This is a genomic window from Gluconobacter sp. Dm-44 (assembly GCF_018256175.1).
GTDB classification, from domain to species: Bacteria; Pseudomonadota; Alphaproteobacteria; order Acetobacterales; family Acetobacteraceae; genus Gluconobacter; species Gluconobacter cadivus.
This window is the reverse complement of sequence record NZ_JAERLZ010000013.1, coordinates 1-23,747: the sequence shown is the minus strand read 5'-3', so window position 1 is coordinate 23,747 and position 23,747 is coordinate 1. Positions and strand designations below refer to the sequence as shown.

General features: G+C 61.1%; 19 protein-coding genes and 1 tRNA gene. 13 read left to right on the top strand and 7 right to left on the bottom strand.

From position 1 onward, the window contains the following. The first annotated feature begins 143 nt into the window (after positions 1 to 143). The 7 genes from argC (at position 144) to JK213_RS13105 (ending at position 7,441) form a co-directional block, all read left to right on the top strand. Complete coding sequence (gene argC / locus JK213_RS13135) at positions 144 to 1,043, top strand: N-acetyl-gamma-glutamyl-phosphate reductase (protein ID WP_194263160.1); 900 nt, start codon at positions 144 to 146, stop codon at positions 1,041 to 1,043. A gap of 77 nt (positions 1,044 to 1,120) precedes the next feature. Then, positions 1,121 to 1,204: transfer RNA gene (locus JK213_RS13130), tRNA-Leu, on the top strand. A 54-nt stretch (positions 1,205 to 1,258) separates the two neighbouring features. Continuing rightward, complete coding sequence (locus JK213_RS13125; protein ID WP_194263159.1) at positions 1,259 to 2,416, top strand: phosphoserine transaminase; 1,158 nt, start codon at positions 1,259 to 1,261, stop codon at positions 2,414 to 2,416. Next, on the top strand, positions 2,413 to 3,552 hold the full coding sequence (locus JK213_RS13120; protein ID WP_194263158.1) for an ATP phosphoribosyltransferase regulatory subunit: 1,140 nt from the start codon (positions 2,413 to 2,415) through the stop codon (positions 3,550 to 3,552). Before JK213_RS13125 ends, JK213_RS13120 begins: the two co-directional genes overlap by 4 nt. 58 nt (positions 3,553 to 3,610) lie before the next feature. Beyond that, positions 3,611 to 4,900 (top strand): adenylosuccinate synthase, encoded by a 1,290-nt coding sequence (locus JK213_RS13115; protein WP_194263157.1) that lies wholly within the window; start codon positions 3,611 to 3,613, stop codon positions 4,898 to 4,900. 90 nt (positions 4,901 to 4,990) lie between these two features. Further along, positions 4,991 to 6,961 (top strand): hypothetical protein, encoded by a 1,971-nt coding sequence (locus JK213_RS13110; protein ID WP_194263156.1) that lies wholly within the window; start codon positions 4,991 to 4,993, stop codon positions 6,959 to 6,961. A 9-nt stretch (positions 6,962 to 6,970) separates the two neighbouring features. Further along, positions 6,971 to 7,441, top strand: coding sequence for a hypothetical protein (locus tag JK213_RS13105; RefSeq protein ID WP_194263155.1), 471 nt, complete (start codon positions 6,971 to 6,973; stop codon positions 7,439 to 7,441). A gap of 30 nt (positions 7,442 to 7,471) precedes the next feature. On the opposite strand, the gene ftsY is transcribed toward JK213_RS13105, so the two are convergent. Genes ftsY through dapF form a run of 3 tightly spaced genes read right to left on the bottom strand, consistent with a single transcriptional unit; the run spans position 7,472 to position 10,467 of the window. Then, a complete protein-coding gene (gene ftsY, locus JK213_RS13100) occupies positions 7,472 to 8,434 on the bottom strand; it encodes a signal recognition particle-docking protein FtsY (RefSeq protein WP_194263154.1) in 963 nt (320 codons plus the stop codon). Between the two features lie 60 nt (positions 8,435 to 8,494). Beyond that, entirely contained in the window at positions 8,495 to 9,697 is a 1,203-nt protein-coding gene (locus tag JK213_RS13095) for a radical SAM protein (RefSeq protein WP_194263153.1), read from the bottom strand. Next, positions 9,694 to 10,467: a diaminopimelate epimerase gene (dapF, locus tag JK213_RS13090; RefSeq protein ID WP_211571739.1), complete on the bottom strand. Its 774-nt coding sequence runs from the start codon at positions 10,465 to 10,467 to the stop codon at positions 9,694 to 9,696. Before dapF ends, JK213_RS13095 begins: the two co-directional genes overlap by 4 nt. A gap of 84 nt (positions 10,468 to 10,551) precedes the next feature. Between dapF and JK213_RS13085 the strand changes: the two genes are divergently transcribed. After that, positions 10,552 to 11,202, top strand: coding sequence for a class I SAM-dependent methyltransferase (locus JK213_RS13085; RefSeq protein ID WP_194263151.1), 651 nt, complete (start codon positions 10,552 to 10,554; stop codon positions 11,200 to 11,202). A gap of 127 nt (positions 11,203 to 11,329) precedes the next feature. Beyond that, the gene (locus JK213_RS13080) at positions 11,330 to 13,156 is read left to right on the top strand and encodes a DEAD/DEAH box helicase (protein ID WP_194263150.1); all 1,827 of its coding nucleotides are present in this window, start codon (positions 11,330 to 11,332) and stop codon (positions 13,154 to 13,156) included. 65 nt (positions 13,157 to 13,221) lie between these two features. On the opposite strand, the gene JK213_RS13075 is transcribed toward JK213_RS13080, so the two are convergent. From JK213_RS13075 to JK213_RS13065, 3 genes are read right to left on the bottom strand one after another with little or no spacing between them, the layout of a single operon-like run. Further along, positions 13,222 to 14,325 (bottom strand): DUF563 domain-containing protein, encoded by a 1,104-nt coding sequence (locus tag JK213_RS13075; protein WP_194263149.1) that lies wholly within the window; start codon positions 14,323 to 14,325, stop codon positions 13,222 to 13,224. Between the two features lie 8 nt (positions 14,326 to 14,333). Next, on the bottom strand, positions 14,334 to 15,212 hold the full coding sequence (locus JK213_RS13070) for a polyphosphate kinase 2 family protein (protein WP_194263148.1): 879 nt from the start codon (positions 15,210 to 15,212) through the stop codon (positions 14,334 to 14,336). Beyond that, positions 15,202 to 15,957 (bottom strand): SDR family NAD(P)-dependent oxidoreductase, encoded by a 756-nt coding sequence (locus tag JK213_RS13065; protein ID WP_194263191.1) that lies wholly within the window; start codon positions 15,955 to 15,957, stop codon positions 15,202 to 15,204. The genes JK213_RS13070 and JK213_RS13065 overlap by 11 nt, the downstream gene beginning before the upstream one ends. A gap of 143 nt (positions 15,958 to 16,100) precedes the next feature. Here JK213_RS13065 and JK213_RS13060 point away from each other — a divergent pair, with 143 nt between their 5' ends. Both JK213_RS13060 and grxB read left to right on the top strand, forming a co-directional pair. Further along, complete coding sequence (locus JK213_RS13060) at positions 16,101 to 16,727, top strand: YqgE/AlgH family protein (protein ID WP_194263147.1); 627 nt, start codon at positions 16,101 to 16,103, stop codon at positions 16,725 to 16,727. Between the two features lie 30 nt (positions 16,728 to 16,757). Next, the gene (gene grxB / locus JK213_RS13055; protein ID WP_194263146.1) at positions 16,758 to 17,411 is read left to right on the top strand and encodes a glutaredoxin 2; all 654 of its coding nucleotides are present in this window, start codon (positions 16,758 to 16,760) and stop codon (positions 17,409 to 17,411) included. Between the two features lie 61 nt (positions 17,412 to 17,472). Here grxB and JK213_RS13050 read toward each other — a convergent pair whose 3' ends face one another. Beyond that, positions 17,473 to 19,680, bottom strand: a complete 2,208-nt coding sequence (locus JK213_RS13050; protein WP_194263145.1) for a S9 family peptidase — start codon at positions 19,678 to 19,680, stop codon at positions 17,473 to 17,475. A 197-nt stretch (positions 19,681 to 19,877) separates the two neighbouring features. Between JK213_RS13050 and JK213_RS13045 the strand changes: the two genes are divergently transcribed. Both JK213_RS13045 and clpB read left to right on the top strand, forming a co-directional pair. Beyond that, the gene (locus JK213_RS13045) at positions 19,878 to 20,957 is read left to right on the top strand and encodes an aldo/keto reductase (RefSeq protein WP_194263190.1); all 1,080 of its coding nucleotides are present in this window, start codon (positions 19,878 to 19,880) and stop codon (positions 20,955 to 20,957) included. Positions 20,958 to 21,048: 91 nt separating this feature from the next. After that, positions 21,049 to 23,649 carry an ATP-dependent chaperone ClpB gene (clpB, locus tag JK213_RS13040; RefSeq protein WP_194263144.1) on the top strand — a complete coding sequence of 867 codons (2,601 nt, stop codon included), beginning with the start codon at positions 21,049 to 21,051 and terminating at the stop codon, positions 23,647 to 23,649. Positions 23,650 to 23,747: the final 98 nt, after the last annotated feature.

Below are 23,747 nucleotides of genomic sequence, written 5' to 3'. Positions count from 1 at the left end.
AGATCCTGTTGTTATCGTGCTCAGAGGTTCATAGCCGTGCCGCCTTATGGATGAAAGCGCCGGATGCGCCCCGCGCGTGACAGCCTGACATTCCCGACGTAAAACGTCTTCCGGAACGGATTTTCAGACGGGGTCTCTGGCGCATGGCACGCATTTTCATTGATGGAGAAGCAGGCACGACGGGTCTGGGAATCCGCCAGCGGATCGAGGCACTTCCGGCGTCCTATGGTCTGGAAATCCTGTCGATTGCGTCGGAACTGCGCAAGGACAAGGCCGCCCGTCGCTCCATGCTCGAACAGGCCGATGTCGCTATCCTGTGTCTGCCGGATGAAGCCGCCTGCGAAACCGTGGCGCTGGCGGAGGGGCTGGATGTCCGGATTCTGGATGCCAGCACCGCGCATCGGATCGCGGATGGCTGGATTTACGGCTTTCCTGAAATGGATGCGGAACAGGCAGCTGCGATCAAAGGCGCGCGGTTTGTTGCCAATCCCGGCTGTTATCCGACGGGTGCCATTGCCCTGATGCGGCCTCTGGTCCGGGCAGGATTGCTCCCGGCCGATCATCCCGTCTCGATCAACGCTGTCTCGGGCTATAGCGGCGCAGGCCGCGTAGCGATCGAGGAGCATGAGAAGAACGGCGGTCCGGCGTTTTTCCTGTATGGGCTGAACCTCAAGCACAAGCATCTGCCGGAAATCCGGCACTATTCCGGCCTGACGCGCCAGCCGATTTTCGTGCCGTCGGTCGGGCATTTTCCGCAGGGCATGATCGTGTCCATCCCGCTGCATCTGAACGACCTGCCCGGTCAGCCTTCGGCGGCCGAGATCGAAGCCGTGCTTCAGGACGCCTATGCCGGATGCGCCCATGTGCGTGTTGTGCCCGCCGAGACGCAGCTTTTGGCGGACACTCTGGCTCATACCGACGATATGGAACTGCGGGTGCATCATAACGGCGAACAGGCCGTTCTGACCGCGCGGCTGGACAATCTGGGCAAGGGGGCTTCGGGCGCGGCCATCCAGAACCTGCTGTTGATGCTGGGCCTGTAAGGCACGTTATTTCACACGGCCCGGATTTTGCACTCTGGCCCTTTTGCGGGGAATGCATTAGGGTCCGGGCTGCCCGCGCGAGAGTGGCGGAACGGTAGACGCAGTCGGCTCAAAATCGACCGCCGAAAGGCATAGGGGTTCGAGTCCCCTCTCTCGCACCATGAACGGTCATTTTCTGCCGGAATGACCTCAGGACCGATCAGCCCGGAACGCGCATGTCCAAGCCGACTGTCAAACCCTCTCGCCCGTTCTTCTCTTCAGGTCCTTGCGCCAAGCGTCCCGGATGGACTCTGACCGGTCTGGATCAGGCCCTGCTGGGCCGATCACACCGCGCGCCCGAGGGCCGTGCGCGCCTTAAAGAGGTTATCACCCGCTCCAAAGACCTGCTCGGTATTCCGTCGGACTGGCGCGTGGGAATCGTTCCGGCCTCCGATACGGGGGCCGTGGAAATGATTCTGTGGGCGCTCGCCGGTGAGCGCGGAATCGACGTCCTGTCCTTTGAAAGCTTTTCTGGAACCTGGGCGCAGGATCTGCGTGACGTTCTGAAAATTGAAGATCTGCGCGTTCTGGACGCACCTTATGGCGCACTGCCGGATCTGACGACCGTGGACTGGAGCCGCGATGTCGTTCTGACATGGAACGGCACGACGTCGGGTGTCTGCATTCCCGATGCTGACGCCATTCCGGTCGAACACGAAGGTCTGGTCATCTGTGACGCCACATCCGCCGCCTTTGCGATGGATCTGCCCTGGGATCGGCTCGATATCGTGACCTGGTCCTGGCAGAAGGCATTGGGTGGCGAGGCCGCGCATGGCATGGTGGCGCTCAGTCCGCGTGCCGCTGCCCGTCTGTCGCAACCCTCCCCGCGTCCGCTGCCCAAGATTTTTCGTCTGGCTAATAAAAAGGGCCTGATCGAAGCCATTTTCGAAGGCGATACGATCAACACGCCGTCCATGCTCTGCGTTGAGGACGCGCTGGACGGTCTGCGCTGGGCCGAACAGATCGGCGGTCTTTCCGCCCTGAAAGCCCGCTCGCAGCAAAATCTGGCGGCTGTTGCCCAATGGATCGAAACGGCGGACTGGGTGTCGTTCCTCTCTGTCCGGGAAGAGACCCGGTCCAGCACGTCCATCTGTCTGAAAATCACGGCGCCGTGGTTTGAAAGCCTGTCTGACGAGGCGAAGGGCAAGGCGGTCAAGCATCTGACTGGTCTCGTTGCAAAGGAAGATGCCGGTTACGATCTAGCTGCCTATCGCGATGCCCCCGCCGGTCTGCGGATCTGGGGTGGGGCGACGGTCGAGACAGCTGATATTGAAGCGCTGCTGCCCTGGCTCGACTGGGCGCATGAACAGACCCGTCTGGAGTTTTCGGCATGAGTCTGTATTCCGAAAGCCCAAGCTCTGCCCTGCTTCCGTCCGGTTTTGCGGATCTGTTGCCCGGTGAGGCTGAAGCCGAAGCCCGTGGCATTGCCAGCGTGATGGAAGCGTTTTCCCGTCACGGCTATCAGCGTGTTCGCCCGCCTTTGCTGGAGTTTGAAAGTTCTCTTCTGGGTGGTTCGGGGGAGTCCCTTGCTCCCCAGACCTTCCGCCTGATGGACCCGAACTCGCATCGTATGATGGCGCTGCGCCCGGACATGACGACGCAGATCGCCCGGATCGCGAGCATCCGTCTTCAGGACGCGCCCCGTCCCCTGCGCCTGTCCTATTCGGGAAGCTGCATCGTTGTCGGTACGCCGGGCCGCGAGGCTGACCGTCAGGTCTCGCAGGCCGGCATCGAACTGATCGGCCCCGATAGTGCGCAGGCGGATGCGGAAGTTATTGCGCTCGGTGCAAAGGCGCTTGCGGAACTGGGGATCGAGGGGGTATCGTTCGATCTGTCCATGCCCGCTCTGTCGCTGGGTCTGATCGAAGGCGTTATCCCCGAAGCAGATCGCGAACCCCTGCTCCATGCGCTGGATCGCAAGGATGCCAGTGCGGTGGCGGAACTGGGTGGCCCGATTGCGGAGATGCTGGCCGTCATGCTGCGCGCTGCGGGTCCCGCCGATCGTGCGCTGGATCTGCTGGCGGAACTGGATTATCCCAAGGACATTGCCGGACATTTCGAACGTCTCGCAGCCTCCGTGGCGGCGATCCGCGAGCGCAGCCCCGATCTGCGCCTGACGATTGATCCCGTGGATTTCCGGGGCTGGCGCTATCATACCGGTCTTTGCGTAACGGTATTTTCGACCAGTTCGCGTGAGGAGTTGGGGCGCGGTGGACGCTATCTGGCTGGGCAGGAGCCTGCCTGCGGTCTGACGCTCCGCCCGCAGGCCCTTTTGCGTGCAGCCCCGGTGCCTGCGTCGCGCCCGCGCTGTTATGTGCCCGTCGATCTGGACGCATCCCGTCTTTCAGGCTTGCACAAGGCCGGTTATGCCACGGTGTCCGCCCTGTCTCATGACGAGAACGCGCTCGCTCAGGCGCAGCATCTGCGTTGCACCCATGTCTGGAAGGACGAGGCGGCCCAGCCGCTCTGACCTTGCCGGTCCCTTTCGTTTCTCCCGTCTCGTATTGTCAGTTCTAGGAAGTCAGCTCATGTCCAACGTCACCGTGATCGGAACCCAGTGGGGAGACGAGGGTAAAGGCAAAATCGTCGACTGGCTCGCCAGCCGTGCCGATATCGTTGTCCGCTTTCAGGGGGGCCACAATGCCGGTCACACGCTGGTCGTGGGCGATCAGGTCTACAAGCTGTCCCTGCTGCCGTCCGGTCTGGTGCGCGGCAAGATCGGCGTGATTGGCAATGGCGTCGTCGTGGACCCGAAAGCCCTGATGACCGAGATCGACCGCGTGACCGCGCAGGGCCTCGTCGTGACGCCCGAGACGCTGTGGATTGCCGAGAACGCTCCGCTGATCCTGCCGGTGCATGGCGCGCTCGACCGTGCCCGTGAAGCTGTCCGTGGTGAGCATAAGATCGGCACGACCGGTCGTGGCATCGGCCCAGCCTATGAAGACAAGGTCGCCCGTCGCGCCATCCGTATCTGCGATCTGGCCGAGCCCGAGACGCTGGACTGGAAGCTGGACGAACTGCTCCTGCATCACAACACGCTGCTGGCCGGTCTGGGTGCCGAGACCTTCACGAAGGAGCAGCTCAAGGACTTCCTGACCGAGATCACGCCGCGCCTTCTGCCGTTCTCCTGCCAGGTCTGGGACCGTCTGGACGAAGCCCGTCGCGCCGGTCGTCGCATCCTGTTCGAAGGTGCGCAGGCTGTCATGCTGGACGTCGATCACGGCACCTATCCGTATGTCACGAGCTCCAACACGGTTGCGGCTGTGGCAGCTTCGGGCAGCGGTGTCAGCCCGTCTTCCGTAGGCTTCGTGCTCGGAATTGCCAAGGCTTACACGACCCGCGTGGGCGAGGGACCGTTCCCGACCGAACTGCATGACCAGACCGGCCGGACCCTCGGGGAGCGTGGTCATGAATTCGGCACTGTCACAGGCCGTCCCCGCCGTTGCGGCTGGTTCGATGCGGTTCTGATCCGTCGCGCCGTTCGCGTCGGTGGCGTCAGCGGCATCGCCCTGACGAAGCTGGACGTTCTGGATGGTCTGGACGAGATTTCGATCTGCGTGGGCTATGAGCTGGACGGGCAGAAAATCGAAACCTTCCCGTCCGCTCCGGGCGCGCAGTCTCGCGTCAAGCCGGTTTATGAAACGATGCCGGGCTGGAAAGAAACGACCGCTGGCGCACGATCCTGGGCCGAGCTGCCCGCCCAGGCCATCAAATATGTCCGCCGCATCGAGGAACTGATCGAAGCTCCGGTGACGCTGCTGTCCACCAGCCCGGAACGCGACGACACCATCCTGATGCGCGATCCGTTCGAAGACTGATCTCTCACGACCGGAATCGGTCGTTGCATTAACGAAGTCTCAATCCCTGTCCGGCACAAAAGGACCGGACAGGGAAACAGCGGGATTTCGATGGCCGACACGCAGGCAGATAACAGCCAGGAACTGCTCATTGCCGAGCGGTATCTGATCAGCCTGGATCACAAACAGCCTGATTTCGGTGGTTGTGCGACATATGGCGCGCAGGACATGACGGCCTCCGGGGCGTCCTATCTTGCACTGGCTCCCTTCGTGCCTTCCGCCCGTCTTTCCGAATTCATGTTCTTTCGTCATGAGAGCGTGATTCCGATTCAGACCCATGAATACTGCCAGGGTGCTTTATGGGTTCTCTGTCCCCATCCTCCCGGCCCGTCTCTTGCTGAAAGTCTCGGTCTGTGGACCGAGAGCCAGCTGATTGATGGCGTCATCCGCCCGTTTGCCGGGCTTCTCCAGAAGCTGGAAGCAGCCAATCTGACCTGCCGCAGCATCCGCCCGGACAACATGTTCGTCGGGCAGGGACTGCACAAAGTCGTGCTCGGGCCATTGGGTGTTACCGCGCCTGCTGAAAAACAGCCTGTTCTGTTCGAATCCCTGTCTTCGGCGGTCTGCCGTCCGTCTGCGCGGGGCGAGGGGACGACGGATTGCGACATCTTCTCGCTGGGTGTGATTATCCTCGCGCTTGCGATTGGGAAACTGCCTCTTGAAGGACTGTCCGACGCAGATATCCTCAAACGGCGCTTCGAGATCGGTACGCCTGCGGCTTATATGCAGGACCAGAAAGTTCCTGTCGGGCTGCGGTCCCTCCTGACCGCCATGCTGGCGGATGATCCGCATAATCGCCCTTCTCCACGCGATCTGGTGACGATAGCGCCGAGCAAGGTTTTTACGGTCCGCCCGGTCGTTCCCGCCCGCATTCCGCTCATGATCGGCGGAAACGCCGTGCATACGCCTCAGGCCCTGGCATGGTACGCGGGGCGTCATCCCACCGAGTTTTCCGCGCTGCTGCAAAGGAAAGTCGTCAGTAACTGGCTCCATGGGGAGCTTGAGCTCTCGGTGATGGCGAGCCTGATCGAACAGGCCAGCGCTTCGTTTCTTCCGGCGGGCGGAAGCAAGGCGGTCGATCCTGCGACGATGGTCATCACACACGCGATTTCCGTGCTTGATCCCGCTGCGCCCATGTTTTGGGGAGGAATATGGTTCTGGCCCGAGGCGTTGCCACAGATGATGGTTCAGGCAACCGTTAGGCCTGATAACCCGGACGATGAACGAACGGTCCGCAATATCCTGAGCTTTATGGCGGGGAACCCGGATGCCTTCCTGTCGGCCCATCTTCCGCAGAGACAGGGGCGGCAGATCACGGCGTTGTCGACGGCAGCGCGGCGGATAGCTCTTAAAGGAGCGGAACTGGTCAGGCGTTTCCCCTATGAGATGAACAGTTATCTTCCGTGTCTTTCAAAAAAATGTCTGGATGCGCGGATCTCCGTGCCGGAAGGGCTGTTGCAGTGGCTGAACCGCCATGTGGGCATTGAAGACCTGCCGGATGACATGCTGGGGCGAAGCGGTTTTCTGGATGATCAGATGCGCTCTTTCCTTGAGGCGCATTGCGCGCGTCAGGGAGTTGTTCCGTTGTCGCAATCACAGAAAGCCGGGTTGCCAGGCTGGCTGGCGGATCTGACCCTGCTCGCAGCAGTTCAGAGGAAATTCGACACCGCGCCACTCAGTTTTCTGGCGCAGCGGGCTTTGCCTCTGCTTGAGGCGGAGCTGCGCCAGTGGCGGAGCAAGAGTGCGCGTGCCCGTCGGCGCGTGCGTCTGGGAAAAGCAGCCGAAAACGGAAATCTGGGCGTCTTTCTGGCAACGGTCAACGATCCAACGGGTCTGCGGCTGGACCAGAGGCAGGCTCAGGAAGCCGAAGCCGAAATCAGCAATCTGATGCGTGTTCTCGATGAAGCGCCTGAACGCAAAGCCGCCAATGATCGCGAGGCGCGAAACTCCGGTGAGTTCTTTTCTCTTCTGACAGGCATCGCAGTCGCAATGGCAAGTATCTGGCTGGAATTCTGCCAGTGAGGAAGATTTATGGCGTCTGTTAGGTCGGCAGAAGCGGGAACGCTCCGTGCTCCGGGATTTCGGTGGTGGCACGGAATCATCATTGGCCTGATGCTGTCCTATGTGCCCGGAAGTCTGCTTGTTGCCGGTGTGCTGCTGTTGCCTCTGGTGGCTCTGAAACTGTTTGATCCGAACGCTGATGGCCAGCGTCTCATGATCGTTCTGTTTTATGTTGGCGCGGTCATGGTACATCCCCTGCACGAAGCCTGGGCGGCCAACGGCGATTGGGAGACCTGCATCGCGCAGATTACCCAACCCGTAACGTTGGCTCTGGACTGGCTGGCGGCTGGTGCGGCGTGGCTTGTGGCGGAGGCTTCAGCCATTGGTGGGCGGCTCTGGAATGCGGAAGTGGCGCGACGCGAGCGCAAATCCATCGAAAAACGGATCGCGTATCTCCAAGACGAATGGATGTCTTCGGACGAAGGTGCTCCTGCGAACTGAGCCATCCTCCAGATCGCAGAGCCTGACGTCTTATTCGACTGCGGACGTATCTTCGACCGAGGTTTCCATCAGTCTTGATGCCAGATCGTTGGAACCGCCGACCAGACCTTTGGCATAGTCCTGAGCCGAGAAGGGGCGGAGGTCTTCAGCCTGTTCCCCGACGCCGACCATATGAACCGGCAGCTTGAACTGTTCGGCAAGGGCAACGACGATGCCACCGCGCGCAGAGCCATCCAGCTTGGTTACGATCAGGCCAGTCACGTTGACCAGCTCCCGGAACACGCGGACCTGTTCGACGGCGTTCTGACCTGTCGTGGCATCCAGTACCAGCAGGACGGAGTGCGGCGCTGTCTCGTCGAATTTCTGCATGACGCGGATGACCTTGGCCAGTTCTTCCATCAGCGCGCCCTTGTTGTGCAGGCGTCCGGCAGTGTCGATCAGGAGCAGGTCGGTTCCGGCTTCCGTTGCGCGCTTGAGGCCGTCATAGGCTAGTCCCGCTGCATCGGCACCGTGCTTTCCGGCAATGACCGGCACATTGGCGCGTTTGCCCCAGACTTCGAGTTGTTCGACAGCGGCGGCGCGGAAGGTATCTCCCGCAACCAGCATCACGGATTTGCCTTCTTCAGTATAGAGGCGGGCCATCTTGCCGATGGTCGTGGTCTTGCCGACGCCATTGACCCCGACCACCAGAACGACATGGGGCTTTTTCGCCGGATCGGGCTCGAAAGGAACTGCAACCGGCTCCAGAACACGGGCGATTTCGGTCGCGAGGGTTTCTCGGATTTCGTCGCTGGTCACGTCCTTGCCGAAGCGCGTGCTCCGGAAGTTTTCGATCACGCGTTCGGCGACGGCGGGGCCGAGGTCTGCCGCGATCAGTTCGTCCTCGAGTTCCTCTAGAGCCGTTTCGTCCAGCTTGCGATGGGTGAAGACGGCGCCGAGACGCGAACTCGAGCGTGAAAGACCCTGTTTGAGTCGTGAGAAAAATCCAGCCATGCATGGGAGTTCGGACAGGTCGGGCCGGACGTCAAGAGCACAGGAAGACCTGAATGTGTTTCAGGTGCGGATTTCTGCCAGAAGTGTTCCGTTTTCCAGCCCGGTAGCTCGGACGGGGACGAAACTGCCCCGCACTGGTGCGGGGGCGTCGCCGACGAGGCGGATGGCGGCGAATTCGGGGGAATGGCCGCGATTGGGCGTTTCGGCGAGAATATCGAAGTCCGTGCCGATGAGGCGTTCGAGAAAACGGTCACGGTTTCTATCGCCCACGTCGCGGAGTCGGGCCGCGCGTTGCTGGCGTTCGGCGTTGGGAACGGCGGGCATCCGTGCCGCAGGGGTGCCGGGGCGTTCGCTGTAGGGAAAGACATGCAGGAAAGGGATCTGCTGCTCTTCGATGAAGGCGCGGGTCTCTTCGAAGAGAGCCTCCGTTTCCGTAGGGAACCCCGCGATCAGATCAGCGCCCACACCTGTTTCCGGACGCATGGAGCGGACGCGGCGCAGTGTGGCTGCGACCCCTCCGGTATCGTGGCGGCGTTTCATGCGCTTGAGAATGAGGTCCGATCCGGCCTGTAAGGACAGGTGTAGATGCGGCATCAGACGGGGTTCGTTTTCCAGCAGCCACCACAGATCCGCATCGCCCGTCTTCACATCCAGAAGAACAGGGTCGATGGATGACAGGCGCAGACGCCGGACGCCTTCAACACGGCGCAGTAGTTCGCGGCATAATGCGCCCAGCCCCTTGCCTGCGGTGTCTTGCCAGGAGGCAATATCCACTCCGGTCAGGACAATTTCCTGATGACCGGCTTCGACAAGAGCCTCGGCGCGCGCGATGGCATCTTCAATGGGCGTGGAGCGGGAATCGCCCCGGCCATAGGGGATGATGCAGAAGGTGCAGCGATGATCGCAGCCCTGCTGCACCTGAAGAAGGGCGCGGGCATGACGTGACGGCGGCAGGCCGGGGCCGTTATCCCCCCAGATGGCGGGTTTGAGCTTGTCTTCGTTGGGGACGACGCGAACCACGCCCGGCAGTTCGGCCCAGCGAGCCGGTGCGATGTCGGAAGCGCAGCCGGTCACGACGATTTTGGCATCCGGATTTTCGCGATGCGCCCGACGAATGGCCTGTCGCGCCTGCCGTTCGGCCGTGGTCGTCACGGCGCAGGTGTTGACGATGATCGTGTCGGTCTGGCCGCGTGCATGATGGGCCATGCCGTCGCTTTCATGCGCGTTCAGGCGACAGCCGAAGGTCAGGACGGAGGCGGTCACGCCGTTGTTCCGTGGAAAACCGTGACGGCGGGGCCTGTCATGAGGACGTGACCGTCCGCGCGCCAGGTGATTTTTAGGTCGCCGCCATCCATGGTGACGGTGCAGGTGCGCTCCGTGAGGCCGCGACGCACGGCATTCACGACAGCCGCGCAGGCGCCGGACCCGCAGGCAAGTGTCAGGCCGGCCCCGCGTTCCCAGACGCGCAGGCGCATATGGGTCGGGGAGAGGATCTGTGCGAAGCCGATATTGGCCCGTTCGGGGAACAGGGCGTCCTGTTCGAGCCCGGCGCCCAATGCTTCCGCGCGGGAGGCATCGCCGAAGATCGTGGCATGGGGATTGCCCATCGAGCAGGCCGTAGCGTCATGCAGGGGGAGATGCAGCGTGTCGCAGGCCTGCGAGAGCGGTACGTCCTGCCAGTCCAGACGGGGTACGCCCATATCGATCGTGAAAAGATCGCCGTCGCGTGCTGTGGGAAGAAGACCGGCAGCCGTCTGGAGTGTGGGCGTGCCACCGACGAATTTTGCCACGCAGCGGGACGCATTGCCGCAGGCTCCGGCTTCAGAACCGTCGGGATTGAAGAATCGGACACGCACGTCTGCCCCGTCCAGCGTTGGGACAGTTAAGAGAACGAGCTGGTCGCAGCCGATTCCGAAGCGCCGGTCGCATAGATGGCGGATGGTGTCGGTGGCGAGCGCGGGATCGTTCTGGCGGGCATCGATGACGACAAAATCGTTGCCCAGACCGTGCATTTTCGTGAAGGAGAGGCTCATGGTGGCCCTTCTCATAAAGCATCCTGCGGGTTGACGCACGGGGAACATGCCCTCATGTCCGCTGCTGGATCAGAAGGAGTGGATATGAGCGGCCCGGAACAGCTTGAAGGAATGCACGTCGCGGCATTCACGCGTGCCAACGACGAGCCTGACACGATCTTCCATGCACAGCGCATCCCGGATTCGCTGATGGACATGGGTGCGCAGACAGCCGTAACGGCCCTGTATCAGACCGCTCTGCCGGTTGGGGGCGCCGTGCTGGATCTGATGGCTGGAGCGCTGAGTCACTATCCGAAGGAAGCGCAGTTTCAGCGCGTGATCGGGCTTGGCGTTGCGAAAGCGGCTCTGGAGGCCAATCCGGTTCTGAGCGAACGGGTTGTGCAGGATCTCAATGACGAGCCGACGCTGCCTTTTGAAGATGACAGCTTCGATGCCGTGACGCTGTGCGACGGTCTGGCCTATCTGACGCAGCCTTTGGCTGTGCTGATGGAAATCGTGCGTGTGCTCAAGCCCGGTGCGCCGCTGATCCTGACATTTTCCGACCAGTTCCATGCGGCGAAGGCCGTTGCGATCTGGCAGGCGCTGGAGCCTGCGGACCGCGTGCGGCTGGTGAGCGTTCTTATGTCCCGCACCGGTCTGGCGGAGCTGGATACGGGCGAGGTCGTTCCCCCGGAAGACCTGACGGCATGGCGCGATACGGTTCATGCCGTGATTGGCCGCAAGCCCAGAACCTGAGCCGCAAACACAAGAAAAACCTCGGCATACGTTCTTTCTGGTATTTTGAAGCGGAAGTCTTTATGCAGCGGCATTCCAGCCGCCGCATCCTGTCGTCGGCGTGACGTTTGCCGAGTGTTCATAAAATATGCCTTTTCCCGATACCCATCCTGCCCTCAAGCGCGCCCTTGAGGCACGTGGCTACGAACAGCTGACTCCTGTTCAGGAAGCCGTTCTGCAGCCGGGGCTGGACGAGCGCGACCTGCTGGTTTCCGCGCAGACGGGGTCGGGCAAGACCGTCGCCTTCGGCCTGGCCATTGCTCCGACCCTGCTCGGAGACGCAGATCGCCTTCCGCCGTCCCCTCAGCCCATGGCGCTCGTGATCGCGCCGACGCGTGAGCTGGCGCTTCAGGTCCAGTCCGAACTCAAATGGCTTTATGCCGAAACCGGTGCCCGCATTGCGAGCTGCATTGGCGGCACCGATGCCCGCAGCGAAGCCCGCGAACTGAGCCGTGGCGTTCATATCGTTGTCGGCACGCCGGGCCGTCTGTGCGATCATCTGTCGCGCGGCTCCCTCGACCTGTCCGCTCTGCGCTGCGTCATTCTCGACGAAGCCGACGAGATGCTGGACATGGGCTTCCGTGAAGAACTCGAGCAGTTGCTTGATGCCGCTCCGGCCGAGCGTCGCACTCTGCTGTTCTCCGCAACGATCGCCCGCGAAATCGCGTCGCTCGCACGTCGTTACCAGAAGAATGCCGAGCGGATCGACACGGTGTCGGGTGCGAAGCAGCATTCCGACATCACCTATCGCTGTGTTGTCACGCCGCCGCAGGAAATCGAGCGCTCGCTTGTCAATGTGCTTCGTTTCTACGAGAGCCCGACGGCGATGGTGTTTTGCAACACCCGCATGATGGTCAATCAGGTTCAGGCAACCCTGCTTGAGCGTGGTTTTGCATCCGTCGCCATTTCCGGCGAGATGGGGCAGAACGAGCGCAGCCGTGCGATCGAGAGCCTGCGTTCCGGTCAGGCGCGTGTCTGCGTTGCGACCGACGTTGCGGCCCGTGGTATTGACGTCCCGGCCCTGAACCTCGTGATCCATGCCAGCATCCCGACGGCTGCCGAGACCCTGCTGCACCGTTCGGGCCGGACCGGCCGTGCGGGCCGCAAGGGCACCAGCGTTCTGATGGTTCCGGTGAGCCAGCGTCGCAAGGCTGAGCGTCTGCTTCAGATGGCCAAGATCCAAGCGGAATGGGAAGCTGTTCCGACCGCTGCGGCGATTGCCGAGCAGGACAAGACCCGTCTGATGGACGATCCTATCCTGACGAATGCCGTGGACGACATGTCCGACGAACTGGTCAATCAGCTCGCCGAGAAATACGACGCCACGAAGCTCGCGGCTGCGCTGGTGGGTCTGTACCGCGCGCGTCTTCCGAAGGTCGAGCAGCTCCGCCCGATGTCCGTCGAAGCCCCGCGTCACACAGAGCGCGGCGAGCGTGGTGAGCGCGCGCCGCGTGAAGAGCACGTCATGGCGGGCGAGTGGTTCAAGATGAGCGTCGGCCGGACCGAGCGTGCCGATCCGAAATGGCTGATCCCGCTGATCTGCCGTCTGGGTGGTGTGCAGAAGCGCGAAATCGGCAGCATCCGTATCGATCAGGAACAGACCTATTTCCAGATCGCCGATGAGAGCGTTGCGCGCTTCAAGTCCTGCCTCGCCGGTGCGGACGCTGATGAAGTGACGATCGAACCGTCTGAAGCGCCTGCTGGCGGCATGGGCCCACGTGGTCGTAACCCCGGTGAAGGCAAGCGTTTTGGCGGCGGTGGTCGTTCGGGTGGCGGATTCAAGGGCGGCCCGCGTGGTGGTGCTGGCGGCGGAAGCGGCTACAAGGGACGCGGCGGTTCCGGCTTTAGCCGTCAGAAGCCTGCAGGCGGCGACGGCCCGCGTGGCGATGGTTCGAGCCGCAAGCGCCGTTCCTGATCCATCTTTCAGGAGCTGAGTGACGTAAAACCCCGCCGGAGCAGGTCTTCGGCGGGGTTTTGTTTTTAGGTCTGAGGCAGGCGGGCGGTTAGATCCCGGACGCGGTCAAGGATATCTGTGACGGGGAGCGGGATTAAAGCATTGTCTGTATGGTTTTCCTGTGCGGCACCCGTCTGAAAGACATCGGCCCAGTAGCGGAGGCCACCCTGTGTCGCCATCGCGGCGAAACACGGGTTGACGTGGTGGGACGGAACGAGTTCGTAAACGAGGGTTCCCGGCTGGCACCAGGCGATATTGGCCATCCCGGCGCCGAGCATGCCCATAACTATTTCGGCTTCGCTGAACAGACGGATCTGTTCGGTCAGGGAGAGGGTTTCAGGACGGACGCGCTCAAAACCGAGTTTTTCCAGTGCGTCCGCCAGTTCGGATTCGTTGGGAACATGCCGGTTGGCCGAAGCTCCGCGTTCGATATAAAGCCGCCGCCCCGCAGGTTGGGCCGAGACTCCCGCGGCCTGTCGAAGACGGGCATAGGCGGCACGGGAGAGATCCGAGATGGCAAAATCCGCGCTGCCATTGACGAAGGTGATGTAATCAAGCGCCTTGAACGCGTACTGGCGCCCCTGTTGCAGGCGGATATGCGCGTCGGACGTCAGGCCGAAGAGCTCCAGCGTCTCGAACTGCCAGGGATGCATGTGTTCGGGCAGCACAAGGCGAACGGCCTTATCCTGTAGGGACAGGACATGCAGGGTCGGGATCGTATGGGCGACCCAGTGATAGTAATTCGAAGCCCAGTGATCGACGCAACTTGCCGTAAGGCCCTTGAAAGACGTGCAGCTTATCATGTCGGCCGGGCGCAGCGTCAGGGCGCGGACAGCATCCGGGGGCTGAACATAGGCTGTTTCGGAGACGGGATGGCCTGCATGCAGCAGGGTCATCAGGGGTTGGTCCAGCACGATATTGCGCAGGGCATAGTGCTGGACCGTGACCGGCATGCTTTCCCAATCCCGGAACGGATTTCGCTCCGGATGGGGAAGGGCGGACAGGCCCGACGAAGAGACGCACTTCACCGGGCAGGTTTCGAGCATGGTCACGCTTCGGGCGATCTCCGCCAGACCGGAGGGTCCGGCTGGTGGAGACAGTAAACGCCTGAGACGGGAGAAAATCGGCATGGTCTGGCTCAGACGGTTTTGGCCGCACCTTTGAGCAACGCCTGTTGGGCATCGCGGAGGGAATCGGAGAGTTTCTGTTCCGGTTCCTTCAGATGCAGGCTTTCGAGTGTATCCAGCAGCGCTTCGGCCACGAGCACGCGGGCAAGCCATTTATGGTCCGATGGAATGACGATCCACGGGGCTTCAGGCGTTGAGGTCGCGCGGATGGCCTCTTCGTAAGCCGCGGTATAATGCGGCCAGAACTCACGCTCCTTGATGTCGGACGGGCTGAATTTCCAGCGTTTTTCTGGATGGTCCAGTCGCTTGAGCAGGCGCAGACGCTGCTCTTCCGGCGAAATATGGAGGAACAGCTTGAGGACGATGATGTTTTGCCGGTGCAGATAGCTCTCGAAGTTCCGCAGATCCTGCAAACGGTGATCCCAGAAATCCGGAAGATCCGGATTGAGCCCGCGGGCCCGGACCATGTCCGGATGAACGCGCTCCACCAGAACGTCTTCATAATGGCTGCGGTTGAAAATGCCGATCTCGCCGCGTGATGGAACGGCGAGATGGATGCGCCACAGATCGTCATGGCGTGTCGAAATTCCGGCAGGGGCCTTGAAGGACGTAACATGCACGCCCTGCGGGTTCAGGCCCGAGAATGCGTGCCGGATCGCGCCGTCCTTACCTGCAGTGTCCATGCCCTGAAGAACGACGAGGATGCCATGCGTCGCATAGGCCGCAAGACGCTGTTGCAGGACGGACATCCGGTCCACGCAGTCGCGGATACGGGTACGGGACTCGTTCTTCTGACGACCGAGTTTGTCATTCGTCGGTATGGAGGATAGGCGGAATTTTTTCCCGTCCGTAATGCGAAGCTGTGGGGGGAGGCCGATTTCAACCGACATGACGGTTCACCGCAAGACCGCCCGAGGCCTGACAGACCGGCATCATTTCCAGATAATTGACATTCACATGCCACGGCAGGCCGATGAGCCAGGAGACCGTTCCGGCAATGTCTTCCGGGGTCAGCGGCGTTGTGTCCTTGTAAACGGCTGCTGCCTTGGCATCGTCACCCAGGCGCACATTGCTGAATTCGCTACCCCCACACAGGCCGGGTTCGATATTGGTCACGCGGATGCGGGTGCCGAGCAGATCCGTGCGGAGATTCTGGGTAAACTGGTGAACGAAGGCTTTGGTCGCGCCATAGACGTTCCCGCCGGTATAGGGATAGGTCCCGGCCGTGCTGCCCAGAGCGATGATGTAGCCCGTATTGCGCTGGACCATGCCCGGCAGAAGCGCCCGGGTCAGTTCGACAACGCCCGAAACATTGGTGGCGATCATGGATTCCCAGTTGTCGGGTTCGGCGTCCTGTGCCGGTTCCATGCCGAGGGCGAGACCGGCATTGTTCACCAGAACGTCGATATCCTGCCAGTCCTCGGGCAGGGCGGCGGGCAGGGCGCGCAGGGCGTCACGGTTGGTCATGTCGAGTGTGAAGGGCAGAACGCTCTCGCCCAGTTCGTCCTTGAGGGCTTCGAGCCGCTCCTTGCGGCGTCCGGTGGCGATGACGCGATGGCCTTCGCGGACAAGCCGTGTTGCAATGGCATGGCCGAAACCTGCGGTGGCGCCGGTGACGAGGACGGTGAGAGGCATGACAATCTCCAGACGGACAGTCCGCACCCGGCAGGGGCGGTTCGTGGGCAGTGCGGGGCTCAGGTCAGTGACATTGGATGTCATTAACACTCCTGAAGGCAAACGCTTGCAATACAGGAAGGGATGCACCCATGTTGGCAGGCATGAAAAAAACACTCGATGGACGCAATGACAACCTGACGGACCCTGCTGTGACGGCGATGGGTAAAGAGACTGGCCTTACGGGGCAATTACTCGTGGCGGCACCTGCGCTGGCGGAGACGTTTTTTGAGCGGACCGTGATCTATCTTTGCGCTCATTCGGAGCAGGACGGGGCAATGGGGCTGATCGTCAACAAGCGTCTCGCGCAGCCGGGGCTGGACGATCTGTTCGCGCAGCTTGGAATCGATCCCAATCCGCCGGAACGCCGGATCGGCGTGTGTATGGGCGGCCCGGTCGAGCATTCACGCGGTTTTGTCCTGCACTCGGCAGACTGGGCAGGGGAGGGCAGTCTGGCGGTCGATGGACATACGACTCTGACTGCCAGTCTGGATATCCTGCGTGAAATCGCTGCCGGACGCGGACCGAAACAGGCGATGATGGCGCTCGGACATGCCGCATGGGCACCGGGCCAGCTTGAACAGGAAATCCTGCGGGACAGTTCGTGGTTTGTGGCACCGGCAAGCAGTGAGATCGTGTTTGGCGCCGACCATACAAAGAAATGGCGACAGGCGCTGGACGCCATCGAGATCGACCCGCTTCTTTTTTCTTCATCAGTCGGAGAAGCCTGAGAAGGCACCCGTCAGACACAGGAAGGCAGCATGAGCGCACCCTATATTCTCTATATTTATGAGCACTGCCCGTTTTGCACGAAGGCGCGGATGATCTTCGGGTTCAAAAAGATCCCTTATGAGAAGCGCATTCTGTTGAATGATGATGTGGACGGTCCGGTCCGCATGGTGGGTCGCAAGGTCGTTCCCATCCTTGAAGAAAACGGACATTTCATGCCTGAAAGCATGGATATCGTTACGCATATCGATGGGATCGGAACGCCCGTTCTGACGGGAGACACGCGTCCGGAGATTACGGCCTGGCTCCAGAGGGCCGCTGCGCCCCTTTATCGCCTGTTTCTTCCCCGCGCGGCTGCCGCGCCGCTGCCGGAGTTTGGCACTACATCCGCACGCGCCGGATTCATCCGCCGCAAGGAGCCTTCCGTCGGCGCCTTCAGCGCACTGCTGGAAGAGAAGACCGAAGAACTGACGCAGCTCAATGCACTGCTGAAAGATCTGGCACCGCTGATCCGTTCGCCCGAGGCCGTAAATGGCGAACTCTCCACGGATGATATCCATCTGTTCGCGCATCTGCACAGCCTCTCGCTGATCCGTGGGGTGGTTTATCCCCCTGAGATCGAGGCCTACCGACAGGCCATGGCAGTACGGTCCGGTGTGGAACTGTTCGACGGTATTGCCGTCTGAGCGGAGCTATATTTTCAAAAAAGGGCCGGATCGCGTGATCCGGCCCTTTTTTATGTCGTGATTATTTTCCGGGCTGAAGAACCGTGTGCAGGAATTGCTCGCGTCGCTGGGCTACGCGGGCGCGAATGACAGGATCGGGCAGCATATGCGTGCCCGGTAGTAGCAGCAGGTCATAGGGCTTGCCTGCATGGAGCAGGGCCTGCGTCAGCTTCATGGTGTTTTCGAAATAGACGTTGTCGTCCGTGATGCCGTGCATAAGCAGAAGCGGCTGTCTCAGCGTGTCGGCATAGGTCAGGACGTTGCTCTTGCGATAGCCTTCCGGGTCCTCCTGAGGGGTGCCGAGATAACGCTCGGTATAGGCCGTGTCGTAATCCGCGAAATCGACCGGCGGTGCCCCCGCCACACCGACCTTGAACACATCGGGACGGCGGATGGTCGCCATGGCGGTGAAATAGCCGCCAAAGGACCATCCATGCACGCCAACGCGGGAGAGATCCATTTCATGATGACGCTTGCCGAGCGCCTGAAGACCGTCGATCTGGTCCTGAAGTGGCAGATCGATCAGGTTGTCCTTGATGGCCCGCTCGAAATCATGATCGCGTCCCGGCGTCCCACGTCCGTCGAGCGTGACGACAATATAGCCCTGATTGGCGAGGCACTGGTCATCAAGATAAGACGTTGGCGTGTCGTGGACCATTTTGGAGCCCGGTCCGGCATAGACGGACAGCACGACCGGATAATGTTTTGAGGCGCTGAAATTCTCCGGCCGGATGATGGCGGCGTCCAGATCACGCGCCCCTGCGGTCGTGAACTCGACATGAACCGGAAGTTTTGGGGGCTGGGCCACGCCCGGAAGTGTCGCCACGACATGACCTGCCGTATCCCGCACCAGCGTTTGGCGCGTACCGGCGGCACTGGCGAACGTATCCACCATGGCCGTGTGCGTGCCGTTGGTGACATGGATGTTGTGAATACCGCGCTCCGTCACGAACGGCGTGACGGCCCCGGTTTTCAGATCGATATGCACGACCTCGTTGTCCAGCCGGTTCGCGCGGACCGTGACCGTAAGGCTGTTATGTTCGGCGTCGTAATCGTTGAGGGCGATATAGGATAGGCCGGGCGGCGTCAGGACGCGCTCTAGCTTTCCGTCCGGGGTATGGAGTTCGAGCTGCCAGTCTTTGCCCCGGTCTGCGGCCCAGAGAAAGCCTGCGTTGTTGTCAAGGAAGACGGGCAGGTTGTGGCCGCCGGACGCGGCGCGCGGGTCCAGTTCGATCCATGCCGGGTCGGACTGTTCCAGAAGGAGATGGGGCGCGCCGGTTGCGGGGTCGATTGTGAGAAGCTGCTCTTTCGTTTGTTCGCGGTTGAGCAGGACGATGGCGAGGGGGGCATTCTTCCGCCAGACGACGCGACCGAGATAGGGCCATGCGTCGTGGTCCCATGAAATCCAGCGGATTGGGCCGCCTTTGGCGTCCACGAGACCGAAGCGCGTCTTGGCGTTGTTCGTGCCCGCGCGGGGATAGCGGAAGGTGACGGGCTCGGCCTGCGGGGCTTCGGGGTTGGTGATGTAGTGCTTTTCGACGTCGCTGTTATCGGCTTCCTCGAACAGGATGGTCTTGCTGTCGGGAGACCACCAGGCACCATCCGCGCGTTCCAGTTCCTCGGCGGCGGCAAATTCGGCGAGGCCATGGCTTAGCGTGTCGCTGCCACTGGTCGTCAGGCGCGTTTCACGTCCGCTGACCAGATCGACACTATAAAGCTCATTATCCCGCACGGCGGCGAGGCTGAGGCCGTCCGGTGAGAGGCGGGGTGCGATCCACTGACCTTCGACCGGCGTGACCCGCCCGTCATCCGTAGCGATGCGTTCGAGCTGCCCGCCCTGTGAGGCGAGAACCGTGCCGCCGTCCTCGCTCATCTGGTAATCGGTGATGCCGGACATGCTCTGCCGCGCCCGTTCGCGCCGAGCTTTTTCTTCTACCGACAGATGTTCTGGCCCTGATGCCGGTGCGGCCAGTTCATGAATCGCGTGGTCCGGCAGATCGTAGCGATAAAGATGCAGATGCGTGTCGAATGGTCCCGAACGCAGGAACAGGACGGAGTGACCGTCCGGCGTGATTTCCGCGTGGTTCGGCAGGCCAAGCGTACCGTTCCGGGTCTTGGCGAGATCGAGCATGCAGGCCGCGGGATCGGCGGCATTGGCAATTCCGGCGGACAGTACTGGAGAGATGAGGGCGCAGGCCATAAGGGCGCGACGAAGGGGATTTGAGGGCATTGCATCTCCAAAAGATGACGGCGGACAGGATTTTGACGTCGATCATGGACCGGGGCGTCGTTTGTGAACAGGGTTTGCGGAAGGGATCTGCGCAACCCTCTCACGTTTTCGAGAGCGGGGGCGATTTTACCGGGACCGATCTAGGGTTCGGGTGTTCTGCATTGCACTACGTCTCAGCAAGAAGGAGCCTGATGGATATGCAGTATCGTCAGCTTGGTCGCTCGGGCCTCAAGATTTCAGCACTCAATTTCGGATCGGTCACATTCGGCGGGCAGGGCAATTTTGCCGCCACCGGGAAGGTGGATGTCGCCGAAGCCACGCGGATGGTGGACATCTGCGTCGAGCATGGTGTGAACATGTTCGACACGGCGGACGCCTATTCCGGCGGTGAGGCGGAGGAAATCTTGGGGCGGGTCCTTCAGGGACGCAGCCGCGAACTGCTCGTGACCTCCAAGGTGCGTTTTCCGACGGGGAAGGGACCGAACGAACAGGGCCTGTCGCGCCATCACATTCTTAATGCCTGCGAAGACAGTCTGCGTCGTTTGGGGCGCGATCATATCGACCTCTATTATCTGCACGAATGGGATGGCCTGACGCCGGTTGAAGAAACGCTTGAGGCGCTCCAGACCCTGCGCGATCAGGGCAAGATCCGGTATGCGGGGATTTCCAATTTTGCAGGCTGGCAGGCGATGAAGCTGCTGGGTGCCGCGGAGCGGGATCGTCTGATCGTCCCCGTCAGCCAGCAGCTCTATTATTCCCTTGAAGCGCGGGATGCCGAATATGAGCTTCTGCCGCTCGCTGTGGATCAGGGCTTGGGCGTTCAGGTCTGGAGCCCGTTGGCCTGTGGCCTGCTGACGGGGAAGTATCGTCGCGGCAAGACGGCACCGGAAGATTCCCGCCGGATTTCCGGTTGGCCGGAGCCCGAAGTCCGGGATTTGAAGAAGCTCTACGATACGGTCGAGGTTCTGGTGCAGATCGCGGAAGAGCACAGCGTTTCCGCGGCCCGCGTGGCGCTGGCCTGGACGCTGCACAAGCCGGGGATCACGTCGCTGGTTCTGGGCGCGCGCAAGGAAAGCCAGCTTCTGGACAATCTCGCTGCCGCGTCGCTTCGTCTCACGCAGGAGCAGGTCCGCAGGTTGGACGATGTGAGTGCGCCGGACCTGATCTATCCGTACTGGCACCAGAACCGCAACGCGTTCGATCGTCTTTCGAAGGCGGATCTCGTGTTGCAGGGGCCGGCAAAACGTCTCCGCGAGGCTCTTGAAACGAAAAAATGACTGCCTAAATATTAGTCACAGGCCGCTGCTTCCGGGGGCGGCCAAGAACATCAATGCTGCCGCAACGGGGCATACGAGGACTTCAAAGACTATGGACATTCAGAATTTTACCGAACGCAGCCAGGGCTTTCTTCAGGCCGCACAGACGATTGCGCTTCGGGACTACAACCAGCAGCTGACGCCGGAGCATCTGCTCAAGGCCCTGCTGGATGATGAACAGGGCGCGGCATCCGGCCTGATCCGCGCAGCGGGTGGCGATCCGAAGGTCGTTCAGACCGCCAATGATGCCGCCCTTGCCAAATTGCCGAAAGTGCAGGGTGCCGGTGCGGGCCAGCCCCAGATGACGCCGGATCTTGCCCGTCTGTTGGATGGTGCGGAATCCGCTGCGAAAGTCGCTGGCGACAGTCATGTGGCGCAGGACCGTCTGCTTGTGGCGATTGCCGCCAGCAATACGGCTGCGGGCAAGGCGCTTGTAGAGGGCAAGGCCAGTGCGGGGGCTCTGGAGCGTGCTGTTGCAGAAATCCGCAAAGGACGCACCGTCACGAGCGCATCTGCGGAAAATACGTTCGACGCCCTAAAGAAATACGCCCGTGACGTCACGGCTGTGGCTCAGGCTGGCAAGCTCGATCCGGTTATTGGCCGTGATGAGGAAATCCGCCGGACCATTCAGGTTCTGGCCCGTCGTAGCAAGAATAATCCGGTTCTGATCGGTGAGCCGGGTGTGGGCAAAACGGCCATTGTTGAGGGTCTCGCGCAGCGGATCGTCAATGGTGACGTGCCTGAAGCCCTGCGCAACAAGAAGCTGATGTCGCTCGACATGGGCGCGCTGATTGCCGGTGCGAAATATCGCGGTGAGTTCGAGGAGCGTCTGAAGGCTGTTCTCAAGGAAATCGAGACGGCTGAAGGCGAGATCATTCTCTTCATTGACGAAATGCACACCCTTGTCGGCGCTGGTCGATCCGATGGGGCGATGGACGCGTCCAACCTCATCAAGCCGGAACTGGCGCGCGGAACGCTGCATTGCGTGGGTGCGACGACGCTCGACGAATATCGTAAGTATATTGAGAAGGACGCGGCTCTGGCCCGTCGTTTCCAGCCGGTTTTCGTGGGTGAGCCGTCCGTTGCCGACACGATCTCGATCCTGCGTGGCATCAAGGAGAAGTACGAACTGCATCATGGCGTCCGCATTACGGACAACGCCATCGTTGCGGCTGCAACCCTCTCCAATCGCTACATCACGGATCGTTTCTTGCCGGACAAGGCGATCGATCTGATTGACGAGGCTGCCAGCCGTCTGCGGATGCAGATCGACAGTAAGCCGGAAGCTCTGGACGAACTCGACCGTCGTATCATCCAGCTTAAGATCGAGCGGGAAGCCATCCGCAAGGAAGACGATAACGCGTCGAAGGATCGCCTGGTCGCACTGGAGGCCGAACTGGCCGATCTGGAAGAGCAGTCCGACGCGATGGGTGCCGAATGGCATGCCGAGAAAGATCGGGTGAATGCGATCCAGAAGCTGAAGGAGCAGCTTGATACCGCGCGCTCCGATGTGGAGGTCGCGCAGCGTCAGGGCAATCTCGGTAAGGCTTCAGAGCTGATGTACGGCCTGATTCCGAACCTTGAAGCTCAAATCGCCAAGGCGCAGGAAGAAGAGGACGCCTCGTCGAAAAGTGGGCTGTTCGCTGATACCGTGACAGATCAGGGCGTGGCCTCGGTCGTGTCCCGCTGGACGGGTGTTCCGGTGGACCGGATGCTTGAAGGCGAGCGCGCCAAGCTGATCCGCATGGAAGACACGCTGCGTGATCGCGTCGTCGGGCAGGAGCAGGCCCTTGTCGCGGTGTCGAACGCCGTCCGCCGGGCCCGTGCCGGTCTTCAGGATCCAAACCGTCCGATCGGTTCGTTCCTGTTCCTTGGTCCGACGGGTGTTGGCAAAACCGAACTGACGAAGGCTCTGGCGCAATTCCTGTTCGATGATGAGAAGGCCCTGCTGCGGATCGACATGAGTGAGTTCATGGAGAAGCACGCGGTCTCCCGTCTGATCGGCGCCCCTCCAGGCTATGTCGGTTACGATGAAGGTGGTGTGCTGACGGAAGCCGTTCGTCGTCGTCCCTATCAGGTGATCCTGTTTGATGAGGTGGAGAAGGCCCATGAGGACATCTTCAACATTCTGCTTCAGGTTCTCGATGATGGACGTCTGACGGACGGGCAGGGACGTGTGGTGGACTTCCGCAACACGATCATTGTCCTGACCAGCAACCTTGGCTCCGAAGTTCTGGCCAATCTGCCGGATGGTGAATCAGTGGATGAAGTTCGTCCGCAGGTGATGCAGGTCGTACGGAATCACTTCCGGCCGGAATTCCTGAACCGTCTGGACGAAATCATTCTGTTCTCCCGTTTGCAGCGCAAGGATATGGACCGGATCGTTAAGATCCAGATCAGCCGTCTCCAGAAGCTGCTGGAAGATCGCAAGATTGATCTGGAACTGGACGAGAAGGGAACCGAATGGCTGGCGGCAGAAGGATACGACCCAGTCTACGGTGCCCGCCCACTCAAGCGTGTCATTCAGCGCAGCCTGCAGAACCCGCTGGCCAGCCTGCTGCTTGAAGGAAGCATCCACGATGGTGAAGCCGTAAAGGTTTCGGCCACCGACAAGGCCCTTACGATTGATGGGAAGCCAGTTTCAGCGGGCTGACCGCGATAAAAGCGGGTTTGAACCCAAAAAAGCGCCGTAAAGGCGCTTTTTTCATGTTTTTTTCATTTCGGATTCTCAATGGATTGTGGGGATAAGTG